Here is a 20,006-nt window from a genome sequence, read left to right as displayed (position 1 = left end):
TTAGGCACGTGCCTGCGCTTTGAACGCCACCCTCACGGCGATGTCGTCCAGCTGGTCGGGCGCCACTCCGGGGGGAAAGGCCAGCACCTGCTGGTCCTTGGCGATCGTGGTCCAATCGCCCGGAGTCTTCCCCTTCGGCATGAGAGCGAACTCCGCCTCCACCACCTCGGTTGTCATGCGTTCGCGGAACAGCCAGGGCAGAGTCTGCTCGGGCTTTTCCAGCCGGATCGGCTCGTCGGGCCGCTGCTGGAACGCCGACCAGGCGTCCGGGAAATCATGCGCCAAGCTGAGCAGCACCGTCGGCCCGCCGGGCGGCGCCGCGGCCAACGAGGTCACGGTCTTGTAGATCTTGCCGATGCGGTCCTCCGCGGCCAAGCGGGCAGGCGCGCCGCCCGGTTTGGCGACGTAGCGCAGCGTCAGCACCACGTTGCTGATCGCTCGGTAATTGAGGCGGCGGAACGTCCACGGCAGCCGCAGCGTCCAGGTCGACACCGCCCCGCGGCCCTCGAACGGCATGTAGTCGTCGCCCTGCGACGACAGCTCGAACCGCCCGCCGTCCTCCCGCACGGTGCTGAGCGCGATCCACGGAGCCTGCGTGACGCCGTCCGACTGGATCTCCGCCATCCCCATGGTCGGCGCGGTCTTCCGACGCTTCGCGCTCTCGAGCACGAGCTCGCCCGTCAGCGGCGCGTCGGGCGTCTGGAGATAAGGGATGGTCACCTGCACGCTGCGCAGCCGCCGGTCGTAGTGGCCCGGATGGTCGATGTCGAACATCTCCTCCGGGATGGTGAAATGCGCTTCGCCTGATTCTCGCAGCTTCCACAGCTCCAGCGGGGCTATGTGGCGCAGTGATACCTGCCGGGTGATCTCGGCCAGGTCGGGCGTGTCGATATAGGCACGGTCCATGTCGGCCAGGCAGGCCAGCAACTCGTGCCCGGCCGTCAGTTCGCCGCGCGCGTCGGCGGGTTTCGACACCCGTACGAAGGTGCGCGGCTCGCGCTCGTAGCCATAGGACGCCTGCGCCATCAGAGCGCGCTCCAGCGCCAGGTCGAAGCAGCGCCGGAACAGCTCCATCTGCCGCTCGATCCGGTAGTCGTAGAGCTCCACCCGGGTGAATTTCTGCTCCAGATAGGTCTGCACCTGCTCGGCGTGGCGCGCCGCCGCCTCCTGGCTCAGAACCTCCTTGTCGGCCGCGCTCTTGCGCAGCCGCGCCACCGCGGCAGCCGTCTCGGCCCGCTTGATGTCAGCCACCGCCTGATGCAGCTGCGTCGCCCATTCGTGCTCGCGCAGCACGTAGCCCGCCTGTTTGCCGAGCAGCCCGGCGAAGAAGCTGTGAGCCGCGCCGAGCGCCTGCTTCTGGCGCGAGAAGGCGGCCTGCACGCCCGCTAGCTGCTGCCCGCCGAAATGCACCGCCACGCCGCCGCCGAGCGGCTTCACCGCAGCCTCGATGCTCGGGATGATCTGCAGCACCGACCCGAGAATCTCGATGTTAGACGCCTCCGCGGCCATATCGGCCGCCTTGAAGCTCTCGTTGATCTCGCCGGCCTCCTCGGCCAGGATCGTGCCGTTTGTGATGAGGCCAGGGCCGCTGACGTTGGTCGATCCGCCCGCCCCGGTCACGCCCGCCGCGGCCGCTCCGCCGACACCGCCGAACGCCGCTCCCAGCAGCAGCGGCGCCAAGTTCAGGACCGACAGCGTGCCGACCTGCACGGAGTTGGAGTCCACGAGGTTCAGTTGGCGCTGCACCGTGTAGCGATCCTTGCCGACGTCCTCCGGCCGCGGCATGGCGGTCGGCTCGACGACATCTTTGGCGCCCAACAGATCGCGATAATGCGTCCAGCGCTCCAGCGGCGCCTGCCGTTCCGCCTCGGCGCTCTCCACCGCCTTGGCGGCTTCCGTGGCCTGCTCGCGCCGCGTGTTCAGGATCAGGGTGGCGAGCTCCTTCTCGTTTTCGGCACGCTTGTGCGCCAGCTCCTCCGAGTCCCGCCGGTCGCGCGTCTCGCTCAGGGCCGCCCCTAACCGCGCCACGGCCTCGGCCAGGGCCGCCGCCTCGCGATGCACGGCCCGAAACCTGCGCCGCGGCGGCGGTGCGCTCAGCGCGGCCGTCACGTCGGCGATGTCGAGCCCGGCCGCCGCCGCCTCGGCCAGCAGCGCCGGATCGATCGGCGGCGAAAACAGCGGCAGCTGGATTTGCTGCCCGTCGATGTTCATGCCGTTGCGGATCTTGTACAGGCGATCCTCGACCAGATCCCACAGGGCGAGCAGCTTCTGGTTCTTGGGCACGCCAAAATATTGGATCGAGGCCCGCCGTACCACGCCGAGCGCCGCCGCCGTCGAGGCTGCCGGGGTCGCGCCCGCGGCTGGCCCCAGCAGCGTCTCGGCCTCGTAAGCCACATTGCCGAAGGCGTTCAGGCGGAGCCGCAGCTCCGCATAGGACATCGCCGGCAGCGTCGTGCGCGACGCGGTCGTCTCCGGCCGGGGTCCAGCGCAGGCGTGCGCAATCACGTAATGCTGGATCGAGGCGTTGACGTCCTCGGGCGTGAAGCGTCGGAAGAGACGGTCGCCGATCGCCACGCGCAGCAGGATGTACTGCATCGAGGCCCAGCGCCGATAGGCTGCCGGCCGAAGCCGCGCGATGCGGTGGGCCCGGAACGGAAACAGCCGCAGCACTTCGATCTGCGCCAGCATGGCGGTCTTTTGCGGATCGCCGTCCGGGCGCGACAGCGCCGCTAGCAGTTGGTCGATAGGGGTCGTATCGACCTGGCGCAGCGGCGTGAACCGCCACGCACGGGCGACGTCGTTGCCATAGTCGAGCGGGTTCAGGACGCGGTGCATCCACTCCAGCGCTTCGTCGAGCCGCCCGTTGTCCCACAGCCGCTTCATCAGCATCATCGGGGCGTGGAAGAAGATCTCCCAGTTGTAGCCGCCATAGGGCGCGCTAGCGTCGAACGCGACCCCTTCGTCCGCCGGCCCAGTGACGCGGGCCGGATCGGCCCCGAACACCGCCATGAAGCTCTTGGCCGCGCCGAGGCTCTGCAACTGCGTATCGGGCGACAGCAGCGCGTCGAGCCCGCCGTTGCGCAGCGTCTTGGCGAAGTCCTCTGCATGCGCGTGCCAGAACGGCTCGACCTTGAGGTCCACGGCCTCGACATCCTGGTTGCGGCGGTTGACCTTGCCGAGGCCGTTCAGGAAGGCGGCATTCATGGCGGCCGTCCGGCTCGCCTCGAAGCGCTGCCCGACGGGCGCGGCGATGCGCGCCACCGCAAGCTCCTGCGGAAGATAGGCGGACTGCACCAGCGAAGCAGACGACAGCCGAAATTCCGTATTGGCGGTGGCCAGCCAAGGATGCGATGGAGCGACCGCGACCGGCGCCGTGATCCCGCGCGTCAGATCCAGGGCCTTGGCTTCCTCGACCAGCCAGGGCAGGTGGTCCTTGATGCCCTGCGGGTTTTCGACCGCGATCGTGGTGACGCCTGAGGACGGGGTCGCCACATAGCTGCGGCCGAGCCCGCCGATGAACAGGGGCGCCTGCATGGGCGCCCCGAAACCCTGGTTCAGCGTGACGAGGCGGGTCTCGGCCGGGGCGTTGAACAGCCGGTCGCCGTCGCGGCTCTGGCCGGGTGGCGTCGCCTTCACGGCGCCGCTGGCGGCAAAGCCCATGTAGGAGCCCTTGAGGGTGCCGGAGAGGCCGACATGGTCGCCGTCGATGAAGCCGCCCAGCGCGGACGCCGCCATTTCGCGGGACCGCACCGGCAGCGAGAACCGCGCGATGGCGCCGGCCCGCGGCGCGCCGCCCGACGCGGTTCCGCGCAGGCCAAGCACAATGGCGGCGTCGTCGCCGGTTCCCGTCGCTTTCAGAACCAAGTCGGCCGGATTGGGAAATTGCGGTTTGTCCAACAAGCGGATGAAGCCTCCGGCGCCGCCGCTGAAGCCGGGGAGCACGATCATCAGCCCGATTGAGTTGCCCGTTGCCTTGATGGTTTCGTCGGCCCACCAGCTCTCGTACAGCGCCGACGATTGCTGCTTGGGCGTCCAGGCCTCGCCTTCGAGCTTCGACCAGCACAGCTTCACCTCCCAATATGCCGACGAGAAGCTCGGGTTGATCTTCTTTTGCGGATCGATCGTCTGGGCTTCGGGCTGGTCGACCTTGCGGACCAGCGTCGGCCAGAACAGGTGCAGCTTGCCCTCATGCACCATCGGCAGCACGTGGACGCCGGCCTCGAATAGGGCGTTGGCGGAGCCGTCGCTCGTCCGCGGGCTCAGCCGGTCCTTTTCGACGCCCTGGATTTCGGTGGTGATCGGCGACCAGGCGGTCCATTCCTGGTGGTGGTCGTAGCGGTTCAGTCGTCTGTAGAAGTATTTGCGCGGCAGGCCGCTGCGGCTGCGCCCCACCACATGCAGCACCGAGGCGTAGACGCCTACCTCGTCACCCTCGAATACGGTCTGCATGAAAGTGCCGCAGACTTCCAGCGACGCCACCGCGCACAGGCTGTCGAGATAGTCCGAAAAGGCCCGCTCGGCCGTCGCCGGCGTAGCGTCTGACTGCCGCAACGCGTTCTCGAAAGCCACGAAAGCAGGCGTCTTGTCGTCGCGCCAGCCCGGCTCCAGAAGATTCTCGGGATAAAGCAAAGCCTGTACGAGCGACGCCCAGGTGGGATAGCGTCCGGTGATCCGCCACTCCTTGGCGTTGATCTGGCCGGGATCGACGCCGTTCTTGATCTCCTGGCCCATCAGGCAGCGCTGCACGAAGATCTGCACGGCGAAGATTGCCTGCCGGATGCGCGACGTGAGCACAAAGGCGTTGGTCTGGACGTCGATGAAGTAAAGCCCAAAGAGCTGGTCGGCGTCGCGCAGACCCTTCGTGCGGACAAGAGTGGCCACCAACGCGTCCCGGCTCGCTTCCCGGATAGGATCGAACAAGCGCCGCGAGCCTTCGAGCCAGCCCGAGCCGCCAAACCGCGACTGCACGCCCCGCAACAGCGTCTCTAAGGAGTCGGCCGGCAGCGGCTCCGCCACGCAAGCGGCGGCTTGCACGGCGGTCAGGCCGAGCTTGCGCAGCGCCTCGATGCGCTCCTGGAGCAAGCGCAGCGCCGCGAACGGCCGGATCGCGGCCGCATCCGGCGCGAGCGCCCCGGAGGGCGACGCGGCGGCGTCTGTCACGGCGGAGTCCGGCGTCGAGAGCCAGCGCCCCACCGCGGTCGCCCCAGCGTCCGTCACGGCTCCTCCCGCCTGGATCAGCGCCGCTGCGGCTTCCGCCAGCGCGGCCGGGCGGTTGGTGGCCTTGGCGCAGACCTGCGCCGCAGCGACCTCGCCCAGCGTCTCAACGCGATCCGCCGGAGATCCGGTCAGCCGGGCTTGCGTCAAGAGTTTGCTTGCGCCGAGCGCGCGCGCCGTCGCCACTTCGTCCCAGCCCAGCGCGCCCGCGAGCGTGAACACCCGCCAGGCGGCCAGCAGCGCCGCGCTGGCATCGCCGCCTTCGGCCACGACGTCGAGAGCCGGCCGGCCCCCGACCTGCAACAGGGCCGCTTTTGGATCGTCGGCCGCACCCAAGAGCTTCGCCGCGATGGCGGGCGATCCCCCGAGTGCCGTTGCGGAGGCGGCCAGCGCCGCGCCGCGCCGGCGGAGCCGTCGCGCCCACTCACGCTCCTTGGCCTGCGCGTCGCGCGCCTCACGTCGCGCCTCAATCGTGTCGGGGTCCACCCCGGCAACGTCCGGAGCGCCGGCCGCGGCTGCAGCGTCGTCCTTCAGTTCCGCCTCGTCGCTCTCCGCGGGGGCGGCAAGCGCCAGCGCGATGGCGGCCGTCACGGCGGCGGGCTTCCACTCCGCCGGCGCGTCGCTCACGAAAGCGTGCGTCGCCGCCGCGCCGAGGCCTGCGTCGAGCAGCAGTCGGGCGCCCTCGATAAAGGCCAGCAGCACCGCTGCGTCCGCCGGCGCATTTAGCGCGGGTCCCCCGAGATCAGCGGCCAACGCGATCACGTCCCGCGCCGGAACTCCGAGCACGCCCGCCAGTGTGGTGACGCGGTGAAGCGCCGACACGGCGCCCAGCGACAGGATCGTAAGGTTCAGCGTCGTGGCGAGCTCGCGGATCTCGGCGGGACTCACCCCCAGCGCGGCCGCAATCCCGGCGACGCCGTCTTCCAGCGGCGCTTCGGCTGTGAGCGGAACGCCGTCGGAGTTCAGTCGAAAAGGCGAGTGCAGGCGCGCGACGCCGCTCGCCAGGAACAGCTGGGCATAGAGCGAGTCTCCGCCATGCGCTCCAACGCCGCTTGCCAGCGCAGCCGCGACCGGCCAGCTGACGTCGCAGAGTCGGCGCAGCTCCTCCACGGCGCCGAGCGCCCGCAGGTGATCGAGCTTGAAGGCTTCGTCGGCCTTGGGGCCCACCGCCTCGAGTGCGGCGTCGAGCTCGGCGAAGCTCACCTCCATGCGCCGGGCAAGCCGCACGAAGCAGTTGAGTCGACGCCAGTCCGATGCGTTGCGCGCCTTGCGAGCGTCGTCGGTCCCGTCCAGAACGCCGCCGTCGAGCGTGCGCAGCCGCATGCCGTCGAGGTCGCAGCCGATGGGCGGATCGAGCACCCAAATCCGGTCGAGGCGGTCCTTGCGCGCTGGCGAGTCCAGTAGCGCCAGCACCTCTGCCCGGGTGATCTGGCCGAGCGCTAGAGCCTTCTCGATCTCGGCGACAGGTGCGTCGGCGTAGCCGGGCTGGCGGAGTATCTGCAGCCGATCCACGTCGATGTAGATCCGGGCGCGGATATCGCGCGCATTCCCGTCTGGCACCTCGCCGCCGACGAAGCGGGTGCGCAGCAGCGCCACGAGCTGCTCGAATGAGAGGTCGAGCGTGGCGAGTGCGGTGCGTACCTGGGACAGGTCTTTCATCCAGTCCGCGCCGTCGCGGCCAAACAGTGCTGCCGTCTCGACCGGCGCGTCCGCCTGCGCCCCGTTGATGCGCGTCCCGGTGAGGATCTCGACGTCGCGTGCGAAGAGCCCGAGCCGCTCGACCTGTGCGGCCGTCAGCGCCGCCGCCGGTCCGCCGGCGTCACCGGGAGCAGCCGCAAGGCGCGGATCGAAAAGCCTGAGGACCTCGGCGCGTTCGGTCTTGGCCAGCGCCATTGCGGCGCGGGCCGTCGCTAGCAGCCGATCGAACGGCAGCGAGAGAGGAAAAACGGCCGCAGCGAGGGTCTCGTAGGCCTTCTCCTGCACGTTCTCGGGGGCGGCCGACAACTCCGCGCCCGTGATCCCGAAGGAGGATTCCAGCGCCTTTCCGGCTGCGTCCAAGCCGCTCGGCGGGTCGCCCTGCGCAACAAGACTTTCGAGGATCTCATTGATCAGGTCGATGGTCGGGATAGTCGTGTTGGTGTTCTCGCAGCTCAGCTTCACGTGCGTGAGATCGGGCCGACGACCAGGGACGCCTTTGTCCGGGTTGCCGATCAGCACGTCGAGCAGCGTGACGCCGTTCTTGTCGGAGCAGCGCTTGTCCAGGAATTCGAACAGATCGACCAGATAGGCCGCCGGCCCAATCACGGAGCGGCAATCGTCGCAGTCGCACATCTCGGCGCCGCCGAAAAAGTCCGTCAGCGACGCAACCATGTCGGGCGCGGGCCCATCCGCCGCCGGCGCAGCGGCGTCCGGCGCGGCGTCCTCCGGCGCGTTCGCCCCCAGCGCCCGGCCGACCCCGGCCAGCGCCAGCCCGGCCTCCCGTCGCTCCTGATGGTAGCCGACCAGCAGGGTGGAGACGGTTTCGGCCTGCCCGGCGGCGCGCCGGTGCAGCGTGCGCAGGCCCGCGGCCTCTTCGGGCGTCGCGCCCGCCGCGCGGGCCACGAAGGCGTCCTCGCTCAGCCGCGCGATGTCGAGCGCGCCCCGGAACGGGCTCCCGTCAGCGGACCGAACGCTGAGGGCGGTCTTGAGTGTGACCGGGTCCGGGCTCACCCGAAACAGGCGCTGCACGCGGTGCAGGCCGGCGGCCGCCTCAGCCCGCGCCGCCGGATCGTTCACGCCCGCAAACAGCGTGTCCGCGTGCTCGGCTATGAGATCGGCTACGCGATCGCTGGCGAGGTCGAACGCAGTGGCACGCACCGCCCGGGCGAGCGCGTCCGCGGTCAGTTGCGGCACGAGCCCGGGCGCCTGGTGCGCCACGGCCGCGACGTCACGCGCGACCACGGCGGTCGTCTGCGTGGCCGCCAGCACGCCCGCGATCTCGGACGCGGCGCGCCGGGCGGCCGCCTCTGCGTCCTCGCCCTCGCGCGGGGCCGGGCGGGCCTGCGCAACTGCGTCCGCGATCGCGTCCGGGCCGAGCTCAAGCGCTAGCACGCGCAGGCTCGCGGCCTCGGGCACGGCAGCGCGCAGTCGCTCGGCAAGCCCGGGCGTCCCGCCCGCCAGCGCGGCCGTTTGTAGTGCGAAGCGCGCCCGACCGACGTCCACGCCCGGGAGTTCGGCCGCGAAGCCCGCCCACGCGTCGTCGTCTAGGCCCCCGCCCGCGGCCGCGCGGGCGTAGAGAGCGGCGCGCGCCTTCGCGTCCGGAATCGCGTCGCGCAGGCTCGCGTCGAAGCTCGTGCCCGCCGCGAGCGGCTGCGCCATGGCGCCCCGCGCCGCCGCGTCGCGCAGCCGCGCCGCCACGTCGTCGAGCCCGTCCGCAGGCGGCGCAGGGATGAGCCCGTCCGCGCCGGCGCGTGCGAGCGCGCTCGCGAGGGCAGCCGGCGTCTGCGCCGCGATGGCGCGCGCGTCCCGCGCGCCCAGCACGCGGGCCAGCGCGAAGGCGTGCTCGGGCGCGCAGTCCAGCTCACGCGCCAGCCGGTGCGCGCCCGCCACGTCGCCCACGTCCGCGACCGCGAGCCCGCACTCACGCGCCGCGAAGCGCACGTCCGCGTTTGCGTCCTCGTCAAAGTCCGCGAGCGCCACGCGCGTCGTCACGGGCGCGAGCGCCTCCATCAGGCGCTCGTACAGCGAGGGCCCGCGCGGGGCGCGCACGTCGTCGAGTACGATGCGCACACGCTCCACCGGGCGCGCCACGATCCCGAGCGTGAGCTCGTCCACGCCCGCCGGCAACGCGTCCGCGATCGTGGGGTTGCCCTCTACGGGCAAGCGCACGATCGCGAAGCGCTCGACCGCGCGCTCCTCGTAGGCGAGCGTGAACAGCATGTCCGGGCACTGTGCGCGCTCGCCTCGGCCCTCGGCCTCGCGGAACGCGGACGGGCCATACGCGATCGCGAAGGCGCCATCTGGGTCGGTCACGGTCGGAGGCTCGCGCGGACCCAGGGGCTCGCGGGCGGGTCCAACGTCGCGATCCCAGGCGCGCACGGTGATGCCCGGGACCGCCCGCCCGTCCGCGTCTACCACCACGCCGCTCACGCTGAAGGGCACGTCCGCGGGCGGCTCGGCGGGCGCCGGCTCGGGCCGCGCCCGCGCGGGCAGCCGCAGATCGATCGCGGTCTCGAGCCCGGCCACAGGGACAGGCTCGGAGCGGGCGCGCTCGGTTCCGTCCGGCGCGAGCGCCCGTAGCACGAGGTCCGGCCGATCTTTGCGCCGGCGCACCTCGCCGCCCTCGCGGGCGTAGAAGAGCGGGTCGTAATAAGCGCGGTAGCGCCCCGCCGCGTCGCTGCGGACCCGGGCGCAGACGCCCGGGTTGTCGGCGTCCCCGAGCTCGAGCGCGACGTCCACGCCGGGCCCGTCGTCATCCTCCAGGATCGCGCCGATGCAGACGAAGAACACCTCACGGCGCACGGCGGCCTCGTTCATCGCGACGGCGGCCTCAGGGTCGATCGCGCCCGGTGCCTGGGCGCGGATGCCGAACTCTTGCTGGAAGGCCTTCACGGCGGCCGCCGTGGTGTCGCCGAAGGCCTGCCGGTCGCGCTCGCTAGCCGCGATGCGCTCGCCAAAGCGCATGCGGTCCAGAAAGGCGTGCAGATTGGAAACCTCCGCGCCCTGCGCTTGCAGCGCGAGAGCCGTCAGGGCGAACAGCGCGATCGGTTCCATGAATCAGGTTCCGCGATTGAAACTCAATTGAGATATGTTCTCTGAAGCGAGGCTCACTTCCTTTGTAATTTCGCCGCCGCCATGCGGGCCCAGCCCTGAGGCGTGAGTGCGTAGGTCCAACTCAGCCCAACCGCGGCCGTCAGACCTGCGGCTTCGCCGAGAGTTGAATTGCCCGAAATTGCCGTGACCTTGTCGGCGATCGCGTGAGCGTCCTTCGCGGCCTGATCGGTGAACCCGATCTTTTGATCCGCATACTCTGTAGCGCTCATCGCGAGCGCCGGAATCAAGAGGTGCGGCATCCGCATGGATCCGAGATACATGCCCTCTTTGATCATATCGAGCGTGTGGATCGCGGCGTCTGATGCGGTCGGGGCCGTACCCGCCGCGTGCGCCTCCTTGGCGATCATCAGGCCTCCAACCACGATCCCGACCGGCCCCGCAACTTTGAGAATCGGTTTTGCCGCCGCCAATGCTGGAGCGATCATGTCCATCGCTTTGGCGAACCGGCTCATCCCTCCAAGCATGTCGATGACCTTCACCAACGAGGGGGCTGCTTCGAGTTTCTGGCCCACATTACCGCCGGTGGTGAAGAGCGTTCCCATATGACTTAAGATCGCTTTATCGAGCGCCGCCGCATCAACCGTTGCGCCTGTGGCTTTTGCAGCCGCCGCGTAGGCAGCCCTGGTCTCCTCGATGAGCTGGCTTTCCGAGAGGATCAACTTGGGGTCAGGTTTTGGAAAGACGATCGATTCGCCTCGTGCCTCGGCATATCCTTCTGCGGTGCTTTTGAGGCCGAGATACAAATCTCCAGCGATCTTTCTGAGGGCGATGTCATACTGTAATTTACCTAATTCCGTATGGAATAAACCCTTTCCGGTTTCTGCGAGTACGACGAATTCATGTTCGGCCTTCGATAGATTTCGATTGTATTCTCCGAGTGTCTCTAGTTTTCGGAGCGCGACCTGAATCGGATGATCGCCCTGGATGTTCTTCCCGAGACCTGCCTTATTGGCGATGGCTTTTCCGTATTCCCAAGCTCCCATGAGCTTCGGTTCTTCTCCCTCTCGGCCTGATGAATCCAGCAGGCGGACCGGATTACCCGATACATACGCGTACAAATTCGGCCCATCCACGAACCCGGCCGGATCGCACGCCATCCACCGGCCCAGCCAGGGCGCGTAGTACCGTGCGCCGTGATAGGTGAAACCCGTTTCGCCGTCCCGCTCCTTGCCGGTGAACCGGTAGCGCTTGGGCGCGTCCAGGTTGGCCTGCACACCCTGGTAGGCCGTGGAGCCGTAGGGGTGGTATTCCTCGTAGGACAGGATGGCGGCCGTCTCGTCGAGCTCCAGCGCGGATGAGCCGAGATGGTCGTCGAAGCGATGGCGCCATAGGCGCGCCGGGCCGCCGACGCCGCGGGTGCGGGTCTCAATGTCGAGAAACACCTTCTGGCCGTCTGCCACCTGCAGGTATTCGCGCTCGCGCGTCAGCGCGCCACTGGCGTCGACCTCGCGGCAGATCTCGAAGCCGCCGAGGTAGAAGCGCTCCTCGGAGCCGGCCGCGACGCCGCCCGCGCCTGTGCGGACGATGCGCTTGCGCACGCGCTGGCCGGAGCCGTCGTACTGGTAATCGGCCCTGCCGCCGCCACCGAGATCGACCGAGGCGAGCCGGTCGGCGTCGTCCCACACGAGCGCGGCGAGCCGGCCGGTGCGGGTGACGTTGCCGTGGGGGTCGTAGTCGAAGCTGTCGCGCTGGCCGCCGAGCTCGACATGGCTCAGCCGGTTGGAGACGCCCTCCCCGAGGAGGCTCGGCTCCTCGTAGGCGTAGAGGCGCGTCCAGTCGCCGCCGTCCGCCACATGGCGCATCTGTTTCAGGTTGCCGACGAGGTCGTAGACGTAGGATTCCACATACGTTCGCATCGCGGTCCCGTCTTCCGGGTGCGCAGCCTGCCGCTCAATGTCGTCCCATGTCGGCGGCGCCGCGCCGCCCTGGCCGCGATGCTCGCGCCCCCGCGCCTCGATCAGCCGGGAGAACGGATCGTAGAGATAGCGCCGATCGGCCTGGCAGACCTGGTTGCGGAAGAACACCGGCTGCTGCGCCGCATCCGCGATCTCAATGATGTTGCCGACCGCGTCATACGTGTAGGCGAAGTTCTGAACGTCGCCTGGCGCATCGGCTGGGAAGCCAGCCCCGCGCGTGGTGCGGATTGCCGTGAGGCGCTGGTCCACGGGGTCGAAGCTGTGACGGGTCTCCACGCCGTTGCCGTAGAGCACGCGGGTGCGCCGCCCCTTGGCGTCGTGCTCCACGGCGCGCACGGCCCGGCGCGTTGCAGTGGCGGTGTCCAGCGGCGCGTCCGGCGCGGCCGGCAAATCGAGCCAGACGTCCACGGCGGCGACGCGGCCGGCATGGTCGTAAGACGGCCGGATCGCGCCTGCAAATGCGCCGGGCCGGCTGGACAGCGGCGTGGTGGTCTGCACGGGCCGGCCCAGTGCGTCGGCCCACGCCCGGCTGGAGAACTGCTCGTCCGCGAGCGGCGGCGCGGTGTTCCAGTCCGGCTGGCCCTGCGCGTCGCGGACGAAGCGGCGCGTCGACAGGCGGGGGGCGCCCTTGAAGTCGTAGGCCTCCACGGCCGCCACCCCGGCGCCGTCGAAGGTCTGGTGCACGCGGCCGCGATGGTTGAGCGCCGCGCCCAGCGCCTCGCCGTAGACGACCTTTTGGCGCAGATGCGCGCCGGTCGCGTCCTCCACTGTGACCGCGACGAGGCGCCGGGCCGCGTCGTGGCGATGGCGCGCCACATGCCCGCGCGAGTCGCGCGCCCAGGCCGGGTTATCGTCGATGGCCGGCAACCCGACCCGCAGCCCCGCCTCCATGCTGTGGCGCCGAATGGGACGCCCGAGCAGGTCGTGGTGATTGCGCGCGCAGGCGCGTCCCAGCGCGTCGATCACTACGGCGGGGTGGCCGCGATCGTCGTACAGCGTCGCTGTGACGGCGAGTTCGCCGCCGCCGTCCGCCACCACCAAGACGGGCCTCCCGAGCGCGTCCGTATAGGTGCGGCCCGGCGTCTCGGCGTGGATGGCGGCCGCCGCGGCGGCCCGTCGACCCGCTTCGCCCTTTAGGCCGGCGGTGCGCTGGGCCGACCACGCGACCGGGCGGTCCGCGGCCGGCAGGCGGCGGATGAAAGGCCCGAGATCGGGATCGGCCGCATGGTCGGTGATCAGGGCCGTGTCGTTGGCGTCCCATACCGTGCTGGTCCACGGTGTGACGCGCGTCTTCTCAATCGCACCGTCCGGGTGCAGAGCTCCCACAGGACGCCCCAGTGGGTCGTAGAACGAGATCGTGCTCACGCCCGCCCGCACATTCGGCTCGAACGCCGGCGAGGCCGAAAAGAACGGCTCGAAGGCCCGGACCGGGGCGCCTTTGTGGTCGTGGATGGTCCAACTGCTCGCGATCCAGCGCACCGGCAGGTCGGGACCTCCTGGCTGCAGCGGACCGGGGTCGACCAGCGTCTTGGTCTGCAGCGGCTGCCCGGCGCCGTCCAGATAGGTGATCGACACGCCGATGCGCGTGCTGGCCCCGGGCGCGAGATCGGCCGCATGCGTCTCGCGCGCCAGCATGACGGCCGCGCAGGGGCGTCCGGTGCGGTGATAGCGGGTCGGATCGCCGAGCGTGCGAGTGGTGGCGCGCCCCAGCGCGGAGGCGGCCGCCTGCAGGCCCCGGGCCGGGTCCGACAGTGCCTCCAACAGGGCGTCGACGTCGGTCAGCGCTAGCACGGCGTCGGCGTCCGGCGGCAGGTCGCCCTCGGGCGTGCCAGCCTCCGCCGCCTCGGCCTTGCCGGCCAGCGACACGGCCGCGAGCCCGCCCATGGCGTCGTAAGCCGCGAAGCTGCGGTTGAGATTGGGATCGGTGACCACGACGGGCTGCAGCGTCCGAGCGTCATGCTCGGCGGTGGAGACGTTGCCGACCCGATCCTCGCCGGCCGCGGGGAACAGGTCGAGGCGATAATCGACGTGCGCTGCCCCGCCGAAGGCGTCGCGCAGCGTGCGGGGCAGATAAAAATGCGCCCGGGCCTCGTTCTGCTCTGCCTGGGCGCGGACGGCCCGCTCGGCCGCGTCGGCTGCCTGGTCGGGAGCAAGCCCACCGCGCAGGAAGAAGCTGCGGCCCCCCGGGACCCAGAGCCCGCCATCGCCTTCGAGGTCGCGATAGCCGGCCTGCGCGATGGCGGCGTCGTCCGGACCGTCCGCGCCGAGGCAGGCAGCGCGCAACGCCGGCGTGAAGGCCAGTTGCTGGCTCTCGAAGGGCAGCCCGAGCGGCTCCTGCACGCCAGGAGGCAGGGGCCCCTTGAGATCGTCGCGGCGATAGAGATTGCGCGTGCGGCCCGTCAGCACCCGCCCGCAGGGCTCCGCCGCCGGGTCGAGCGCATCGGCGTCCTGGGCCCGTTCGACGAGGGTCCGGACGTCCGCGAGGCGCAGCGGCCAGGGCGCCTGGAGGGCCGCGCCCGCCATCGCATGGTGGTACGATTCGGCCGTCGCCGGCAGGCGCAGAGCGTCGGGCAGGTCGACCATGTTGGTGAGGCCGATACGTTCGAGCTCCGCATGCGTGCGCGTGACCGACTGGGCAGCCTCGCCCGGGAAGGGCGGCGCCGGGCCGCCATGCGCGACCGACAGGGTCGCGATCGGCTGGCCCTGCGGCCCGCGCTCCAGCACGAAGCTCTGGCCGACCCGGGGGGCGTCGAGGCTGCGCTCCAGTGCGACGCTGAGGCTCTCGCGCTCCAGCGGCTGCATGATCGCGGGCTGGTCGCCGCGCCTGGGCTGGCGGACCACCACCTCGTGGCCATGCACCGTGATCGAATAGGGGATTGGCTCCATGTCGGAGCCGCCAGGGTCGTCCGCGATCTCTTCGCGCAGCAGCGCGCCCTTGAGGGCCCGGCAGGCGTCGCGCAAGTCGGCGGCCGACAGATCCGGCGGCAATGCGGCGTCCGCGACAAAGAGGCGGGCCGAGAGATCGCGCTGCCGCCCCGGCCCCGCGCCGGCGCCGAAGAAATCGGCCGCATAGAACGGTGAAACGCTCCCGTCCGGCGACGAGCGACCGGTGTGGAACCAGCGGCGCACTCGCACGGGCGGCCGGCGATATGCCTCGTCCCCGTTGGCGGCCGGCACAAGCGGCGCGCCGAAGCTCTCGGAGTCGAATTGCTCCACGAAGCCGAAGCCGTGATATTCGCGCTCGTGGCCATCGTAGAAGCCGTGGTGGTAGGCGTAGCGCGACACCAGAGCGCGGCCGGCGACGCGATCCTCAGTCTCTACGCGCTCCACTACCTGGACCGGGAACGGTAGCCGCGTGGCCCACGGCCGGCCGGCCAGCCGGTCGCGGATCGCGAAGGCGGTGGACGGCGCGTAGCTGAGGCGGGTGACGAGGCCGAGGCCGTTGTCGACCTGCGTCAGCAAATGCGGTTTGCGGCCGCCCGCTAGCGGCAGATAGCGCAGCTGCGCGCCCGCCCGGGCCGGATCGCGGCTCGACCAGACGAGGCAGGCCGTGCCGTTGCCGAGTAGGTCGAAGGCCTGGACGCGCGACAGAACGTCGAGCGGCGGTGGCGTGGTCCAGCGCTGCGGCGGCGCGAAGCTGTTTCCGACGTAGTTGCGATGGGTCGTCCAGGCGGTCTCGCCCAGATACACGATGTCAGCGACGCCCGAACCGTCGGTGTCGGCCAGCCGCACGCGCTCCGGATCGAACGGACCGTCCGCGTCCAGCCGCGGCGAGTCCGCCATAACTATGCGCTCGCCAAAGCGGCCATAGCCGAGATTGGGCCAGTACGACACCACACGGGCCTCGACGCGGACGATATCGGCAAGGCCATCGCCCGTCATGTCGGCCACGAACACCGAGCCGGTAGCGTCGCGCAACGCCTCGCGCGGGCCCGCCGCGTCGCCGTCCGCCAGCCGCGCCCAGGCGAGCGCGCCAAAGCCGTCCATCCCGTGCGAGGCGTGCCAGGCGAGGCGCTCGTCCTCAGCCACCGTGAGATCGGCCCGGCCGTCGCCCGTGAGGTCGAGCAGGCGCAAATCCGGGCTCGCCCAGTCGATCTGCGGCAGCCCCGCGAAGGGCCGGAACGTCTCCCAGCCGCCATCCTCGCGCCGGGCCCAGACGCCGGGGTCTGGGCCCGTCATCCGAACAGCCTCAATCAGGCCGTCGCCGTCAATGTCCTCCAGACGCAGCCCATCGCCGCGCCCGCCGGCCGGATGCTCAGCCACGGGCACAGCGCCGCCCAGGCGGGCGGCGGGCACGTCCGCGGTGGCGAGCGGCGACAGGTTCGGCTTGAACAGCCAGCCGACCCCGGTTTCGATCAGCGCTCCGGCCGCGCCGTCACCAGCGAGGTCGACCCACGCGACGTCGTCGGCCGCGAAGCCGGCTGGCAGTTCGACGAGACCGGCCTCGTCCGGCGTCAGGACGCCCGGCGCAAAGATCTGCGGCTCGGGCCTGTCCGGCAAGCCCTGATAGGTGAAGCTTGCCGGCGGCCCGCTCTGCGCCACCACGACGCCCGCCGACGTGATCGCGTGGCCGGTGAGAGAAGCGCCGACGAGCCGCGACGCCGCGGGGTTGCGCGCATACGCGAAACTCAACGAGCGGGTGAGCAGGGCATCCTGGTCGCGCCCATCCGGCAGGCGGTGGAACAGCAGCACCCGCTCGCACAGTGCCGTGGTGCGGATCTCGAATCCGGCGCGGCGGACCGAGAAGGCGTCCGGCCGCAGCGCCGGTGCGCCGGTCGGCTCGCGGCCCGGCAGCGCCCCGGCGGGGCCGCCGGCGTGGTCGCCATAGTCGAAGGCGAGCTCGAACAGGAAACGGTCGTAGCCGTTGTGGTCCTTAGGCGCGGCTGCGCCGTAGCGGATGCGCTTGGGCAGGCGTTGCGGATTGGCGAAGCCTGGGCGGTCGCCCCCGGCGTCGCGCATGTAGTCGATCAGCGTGCACCCGCCGGTGGGCAGTACGATCTCGTCGGCCAGCCAGCTGAACACCCGTGAGGGGTCGGCCGGATCGGCGATGCGGCTGTCCGGCCGCGCTCCATAGAGCGTCACGACGTTGTTGGCGCTGATGCTGCGCCAGTGCGCCGGGCCGTCGGCGGGCGTCCAACGCTCGATACGCGCGAAGGCGCCTTCGATGCGCGGCGCGTAGCGCCGCACCTGAAATCCGTCGCGCGGCGTGTCGCCGCCTTCGAGTGCGACGAGATCCTCGTGCCCCGACAGCACGAAGGCGTCACTGTCTTGCCGGTCCAAATAAAGCGGCAGCCCGCGGTCGGTGCGCCGCGTAATGGAAGGTAGATCCAGGCGCCAGCCGATCCCGAACGGTCCGAGGCCGGCGCCGCTGTCATACGCAACCGTCAACGTCGGAGTCTCACCCGGACGCCCCGGCGACAGCGGTAGCGGGATCGTGAAGCCGGCCGTTCCGGTCGCGGCATTGATCTGGATCTTCTCGCCGATCGGCCGGATGGCTCCGCCGCCCTTCGGCAGCGCCATGGACGGGGCGGCGTCGATCGCGCGGGCGATTCGCTCTGGCGGGGTGCCGGAGGCCTTCGTAGCGGCCACCGTGGCGACCGCCGGATCCGAGCCCTTCCGGTCCTCCTCGAGCCCGCCAAACGCTCTGGCGTTATTCATGGTCGCGACCTCGTCTCGTCGGACGATAGACCGGCTTTGGGGCAGCGCTTCCGGCAAGCTCCGCGGTTTGGATCTTAACCAATTTTGCGCGGTCAGGTCTGACGATCTTCACAGCCGAAGCTGAAAACTTTCTGCGTCTCGTGACCTGAACGATATTTTGGACCGGGCCAGTTGCGATGTTACTGCATGGTCGCGCCCATGGGTAGCCGGAAGGCCAGATCCGGGTAACTGACGGGCGCGGGCGGTCGGTAGCCGAGTGACGAGTGCGGCCGGACGCGGTTGTAGGTAGTTTGCCAAAGACCGATCACAATCTGCGCCTCTTTCAGCGAGTAGAAGATCTCCTGGCGCAGGCACTCGTCCTTCAGTTTGCCATTGAAGCTCTCGCAATAGCCGTTCTCCCACGGCGATCATGGAGCGATATACTGGATCTGCGAGCCGGCTTTGGCGACCCATTTGCGCAACGCCGTGGAGATCATACACATCGCCTCCGCCAAGGCCTCGATCACGCCCACGCTGTTGATGCGCCGGGCCAACTTCAGCGCCAGGCACGCCCGGTTGTGCTCGTCGATCAGCGTCAGGACCCGGAGCGAGCGGACGCGACGGCGAAAAACGCTAGCATCGCTCGCTTCATCGCCTTGGACATCCTTTGCCGTCTCAATGGATTACGGCAAGGCGGCCGAGGTCGGCCCGTTCCTGTATGAATGGGAATTTAGCGATATCGGTCCGCCGGCACCTGCGCCCGCCTGCGGCCCGTTTCTCGACAGGAGCGCCCGATTGCAGCCGTCGGCACGACGGCGAATGCCTGGGAACGGCCGCATAACCGGGCGACGGGACCAAGCCTTGCCGGTGACCTTGTCGGCGACGTGCTTGGCGCCGCCCTAACCGACGCCCATCGGTGCGTCGATCAAGGATCTGACCCTGCGGACGAGTTCCAAGCGCTTGTAGGGCTTGTTGATGATTTCGAACTCGGTGCCGCTGGCGTCGCTCCCTTCCGGCGAGGCTTCGGCGTAGCCTGTCGTGAGGAAGACCTTGATCCTGGGCTGGGTAGCCGGGCGGCACCTATCACGTCCGCTTCGGAGATGCCGCCGAACCTCGACAGACGACCGGGTTGGGCGCGAAGCCGAAAGTCCGGTTTCGGGCAACGAACTGATGTCTGCTCATGGCGCACAGCCGAACAACCGACGTGCGAACTCCTGACCCCTAGAGCCGTGCCCGAGCGGTTTGGGACGGTTGGAGAGTCGGGACGTTGAGGGGTGAAGGAGGATGCCGATGCCTTCACACTTGTCCGTCGATCTTCGCCAGCGTGTCGTCTCTGCTGTTTCGGAGGGCGCGTCCTGTCATCAGGCGGCAGCCCGGTTCGGGGTCAGCGTGTCCACCTTGATGTTGGGCAGCGACGCGGCTTGGGACAAGCTGCGGCCCTACGGGATCAAGCGGATCGTCGAGCGGCATCCGACAGAGGCGGCGAAGATCATCGTCGGCGAGCGCGAGATCCAGGTGCGCTGACCAAGCGCCGGGGGATCCGCCAGCGCACGGCAGGGGCTGCATTATTTTGGTCCGACTGCTGGACCTAGACGGTGCTACGCAATCTTGTGACTCGCATTTGCCGCCAGTGTCGGCATTTAAGCGATATGAAGATCCTCGCGGCTTATTTTCGAGCAAAGGCCGAGCTCTGCCGGGAGTTGGCAGATACTCTATCCAACCAACGAAATCCGGTTGCTTCAAAACTTCGCAGCATGGCTGACGAATTTGAGCAGAACGCGAGCATTCTCGAAGACCGACTTGCGAATGAGGGTGAGGCGGAAGAAGTACAGAGTAATAAGCCCGACCGCCACTGACCTATAGACATCCGAGGGATAGGCGCATCCTTGAGCGAGGACAGAGGCATGGCGACAGGCACCAGCGATGATGACTGCATGGCCAAGGTGCGGAAGCGGATGCTCGCGGCGGCGCGGGGAGATTGAAACGAAAAACCCCGCCGCGGCTGAGCCGGGCGGGGTCAGTCTGCCATGTAAGTCAAAACCCGCTGGAGGGCGGCATGAGGCAGACGGACCGGGGAGACGGTTTCATCCCCAACCGACCATGCACCGAGATCATTCGACCCGCGAGCAGCCTGTGCGGAGAAGGCTATCCCTGTCGGGCGCTATCCCGGCAATAGGCCGGCATGCAGAAGCTCGCGATCCTCCTCGAAATCGTCATGCTCATCCTCCTTGGCATCGCGCTGTCTGCCATCGGGCTCTACGTTCTAGAGGTGGCATTTGGGGTGCCGCTTGAACAAAAAGACCCTGCGCCGGCGGACCGGGCGGGGCTGATGACACGGCGTCAGGTCGGCGCGGGCCTGCCGCTATAACGTTCGCCAGAGCGCTTCCAGTCCACGCTCCAGGCAAGCGCGCTTGATCCCTGACCATG

General features: G+C 69.5%; 4 protein-coding genes and 3 pseudogenes. 3 read left to right on the top strand and 4 right to left on the bottom strand.

Translation table 11 applies throughout. From position 1 onward, the window contains the following. From HNR01_RS21425 to HNR01_RS27680, 4 genes and pseudogenes are all read right to left on the bottom strand, one after another. Window positions 1-9,966, bottom strand: coding sequence for a Tc toxin subunit A-related protein (locus HNR01_RS21425; RefSeq protein ID WP_183669672.1), 9,966 nt, complete (start codon window positions 9,964-9,966; stop codon window positions 1-3). Between the two features lie 53 nt (window positions 9,967-10,019). After that, window positions 10,020-17,600: a SpvB/TcaC N-terminal domain-containing protein gene (locus HNR01_RS21420; protein WP_183669670.1), complete on the bottom strand. Its 7,581-nt coding sequence runs from the start codon at window positions 17,598-17,600 to the stop codon at window positions 10,020-10,022. A gap of 179 nt (window positions 17,601-17,779) precedes the next feature. Continuing rightward, window positions 17,780-18,193, bottom strand: a pseudogene (locus HNR01_RS21415) (integrase core domain-containing protein); the annotation flags it as partial. A 285-nt stretch (window positions 18,194-18,478) separates the two neighbouring features. Then, window positions 18,479-18,643, bottom strand: a pseudogene (locus HNR01_RS27680) (hybrid sensor histidine kinase/response regulator); the annotation flags it as partial. 226 nt (window positions 18,644-18,869) lie between these two features. On the opposite strand from HNR01_RS27680, the pseudogene HNR01_RS21410 reads away from it, so the two are divergent. From HNR01_RS21410 to HNR01_RS21400, 3 genes and pseudogenes are all read left to right on the top strand, one after another. Further along, a pseudogene (locus HNR01_RS21410) lies at window positions 18,870-18,977 on the top strand (helix-turn-helix domain-containing protein); the annotation flags it as partial. Window positions 18,978-19,228: 251 nt separating this feature from the next. Next, window positions 19,229-19,435, top strand: coding sequence for a hypothetical protein (locus HNR01_RS21405; RefSeq protein ID WP_183669669.1), 207 nt, complete (start codon window positions 19,229-19,231; stop codon window positions 19,433-19,435). A gap of 326 nt (window positions 19,436-19,761) precedes the next feature. After that, entirely contained in the window at window positions 19,762-19,947 is a 186-nt protein-coding gene (locus HNR01_RS21400; RefSeq protein WP_183669667.1) for a hypothetical protein, read from the top strand. The last annotated feature ends 59 nt before the right edge of the window (window positions 19,948-20,006 follow it).

Origin of the sequence: Methylorubrum rhodesianum, assembly GCF_014199985.1 — a bacterium.
GTDB classification, from domain to species: domain Bacteria; phylum Pseudomonadota; class Alphaproteobacteria; order Rhizobiales; family Beijerinckiaceae; genus Methylobacterium; species Methylobacterium rhodesianum.
This window is presented reverse-complemented; position numbering and strand designations above follow the sequence as displayed.

Bases quoted from the DNA above. Each gene is read 5' to 3' on its own strand.
- HNR01_RS21405 (WP_183669669.1), top strand. From the start codon at position 19,229: ATGAAGATCCTCGCGGCTTATTTTCGAGCAAAGGCCGAGCTCTGCCGG.
- HNR01_RS21420 (WP_183669670.1), bottom strand. From the start codon at position 17,600: ATGAATAACGCCAGAGCGTTTGGCGGGCTCGAGGAGGACCGGAAGGGC.
- HNR01_RS21400 (WP_183669667.1), top strand. From the start codon at position 19,762: ATGCAGAAGCTCGCGATCCTCCTCGAAATCGTCATGCTCATCCTCCTT.
- HNR01_RS21425 (WP_183669672.1), bottom strand. From the start codon at position 9,966: ATGGAACCGATCGCGCTGTTCGCCCTGACGGCTCTCGCGCTGCAAGCG.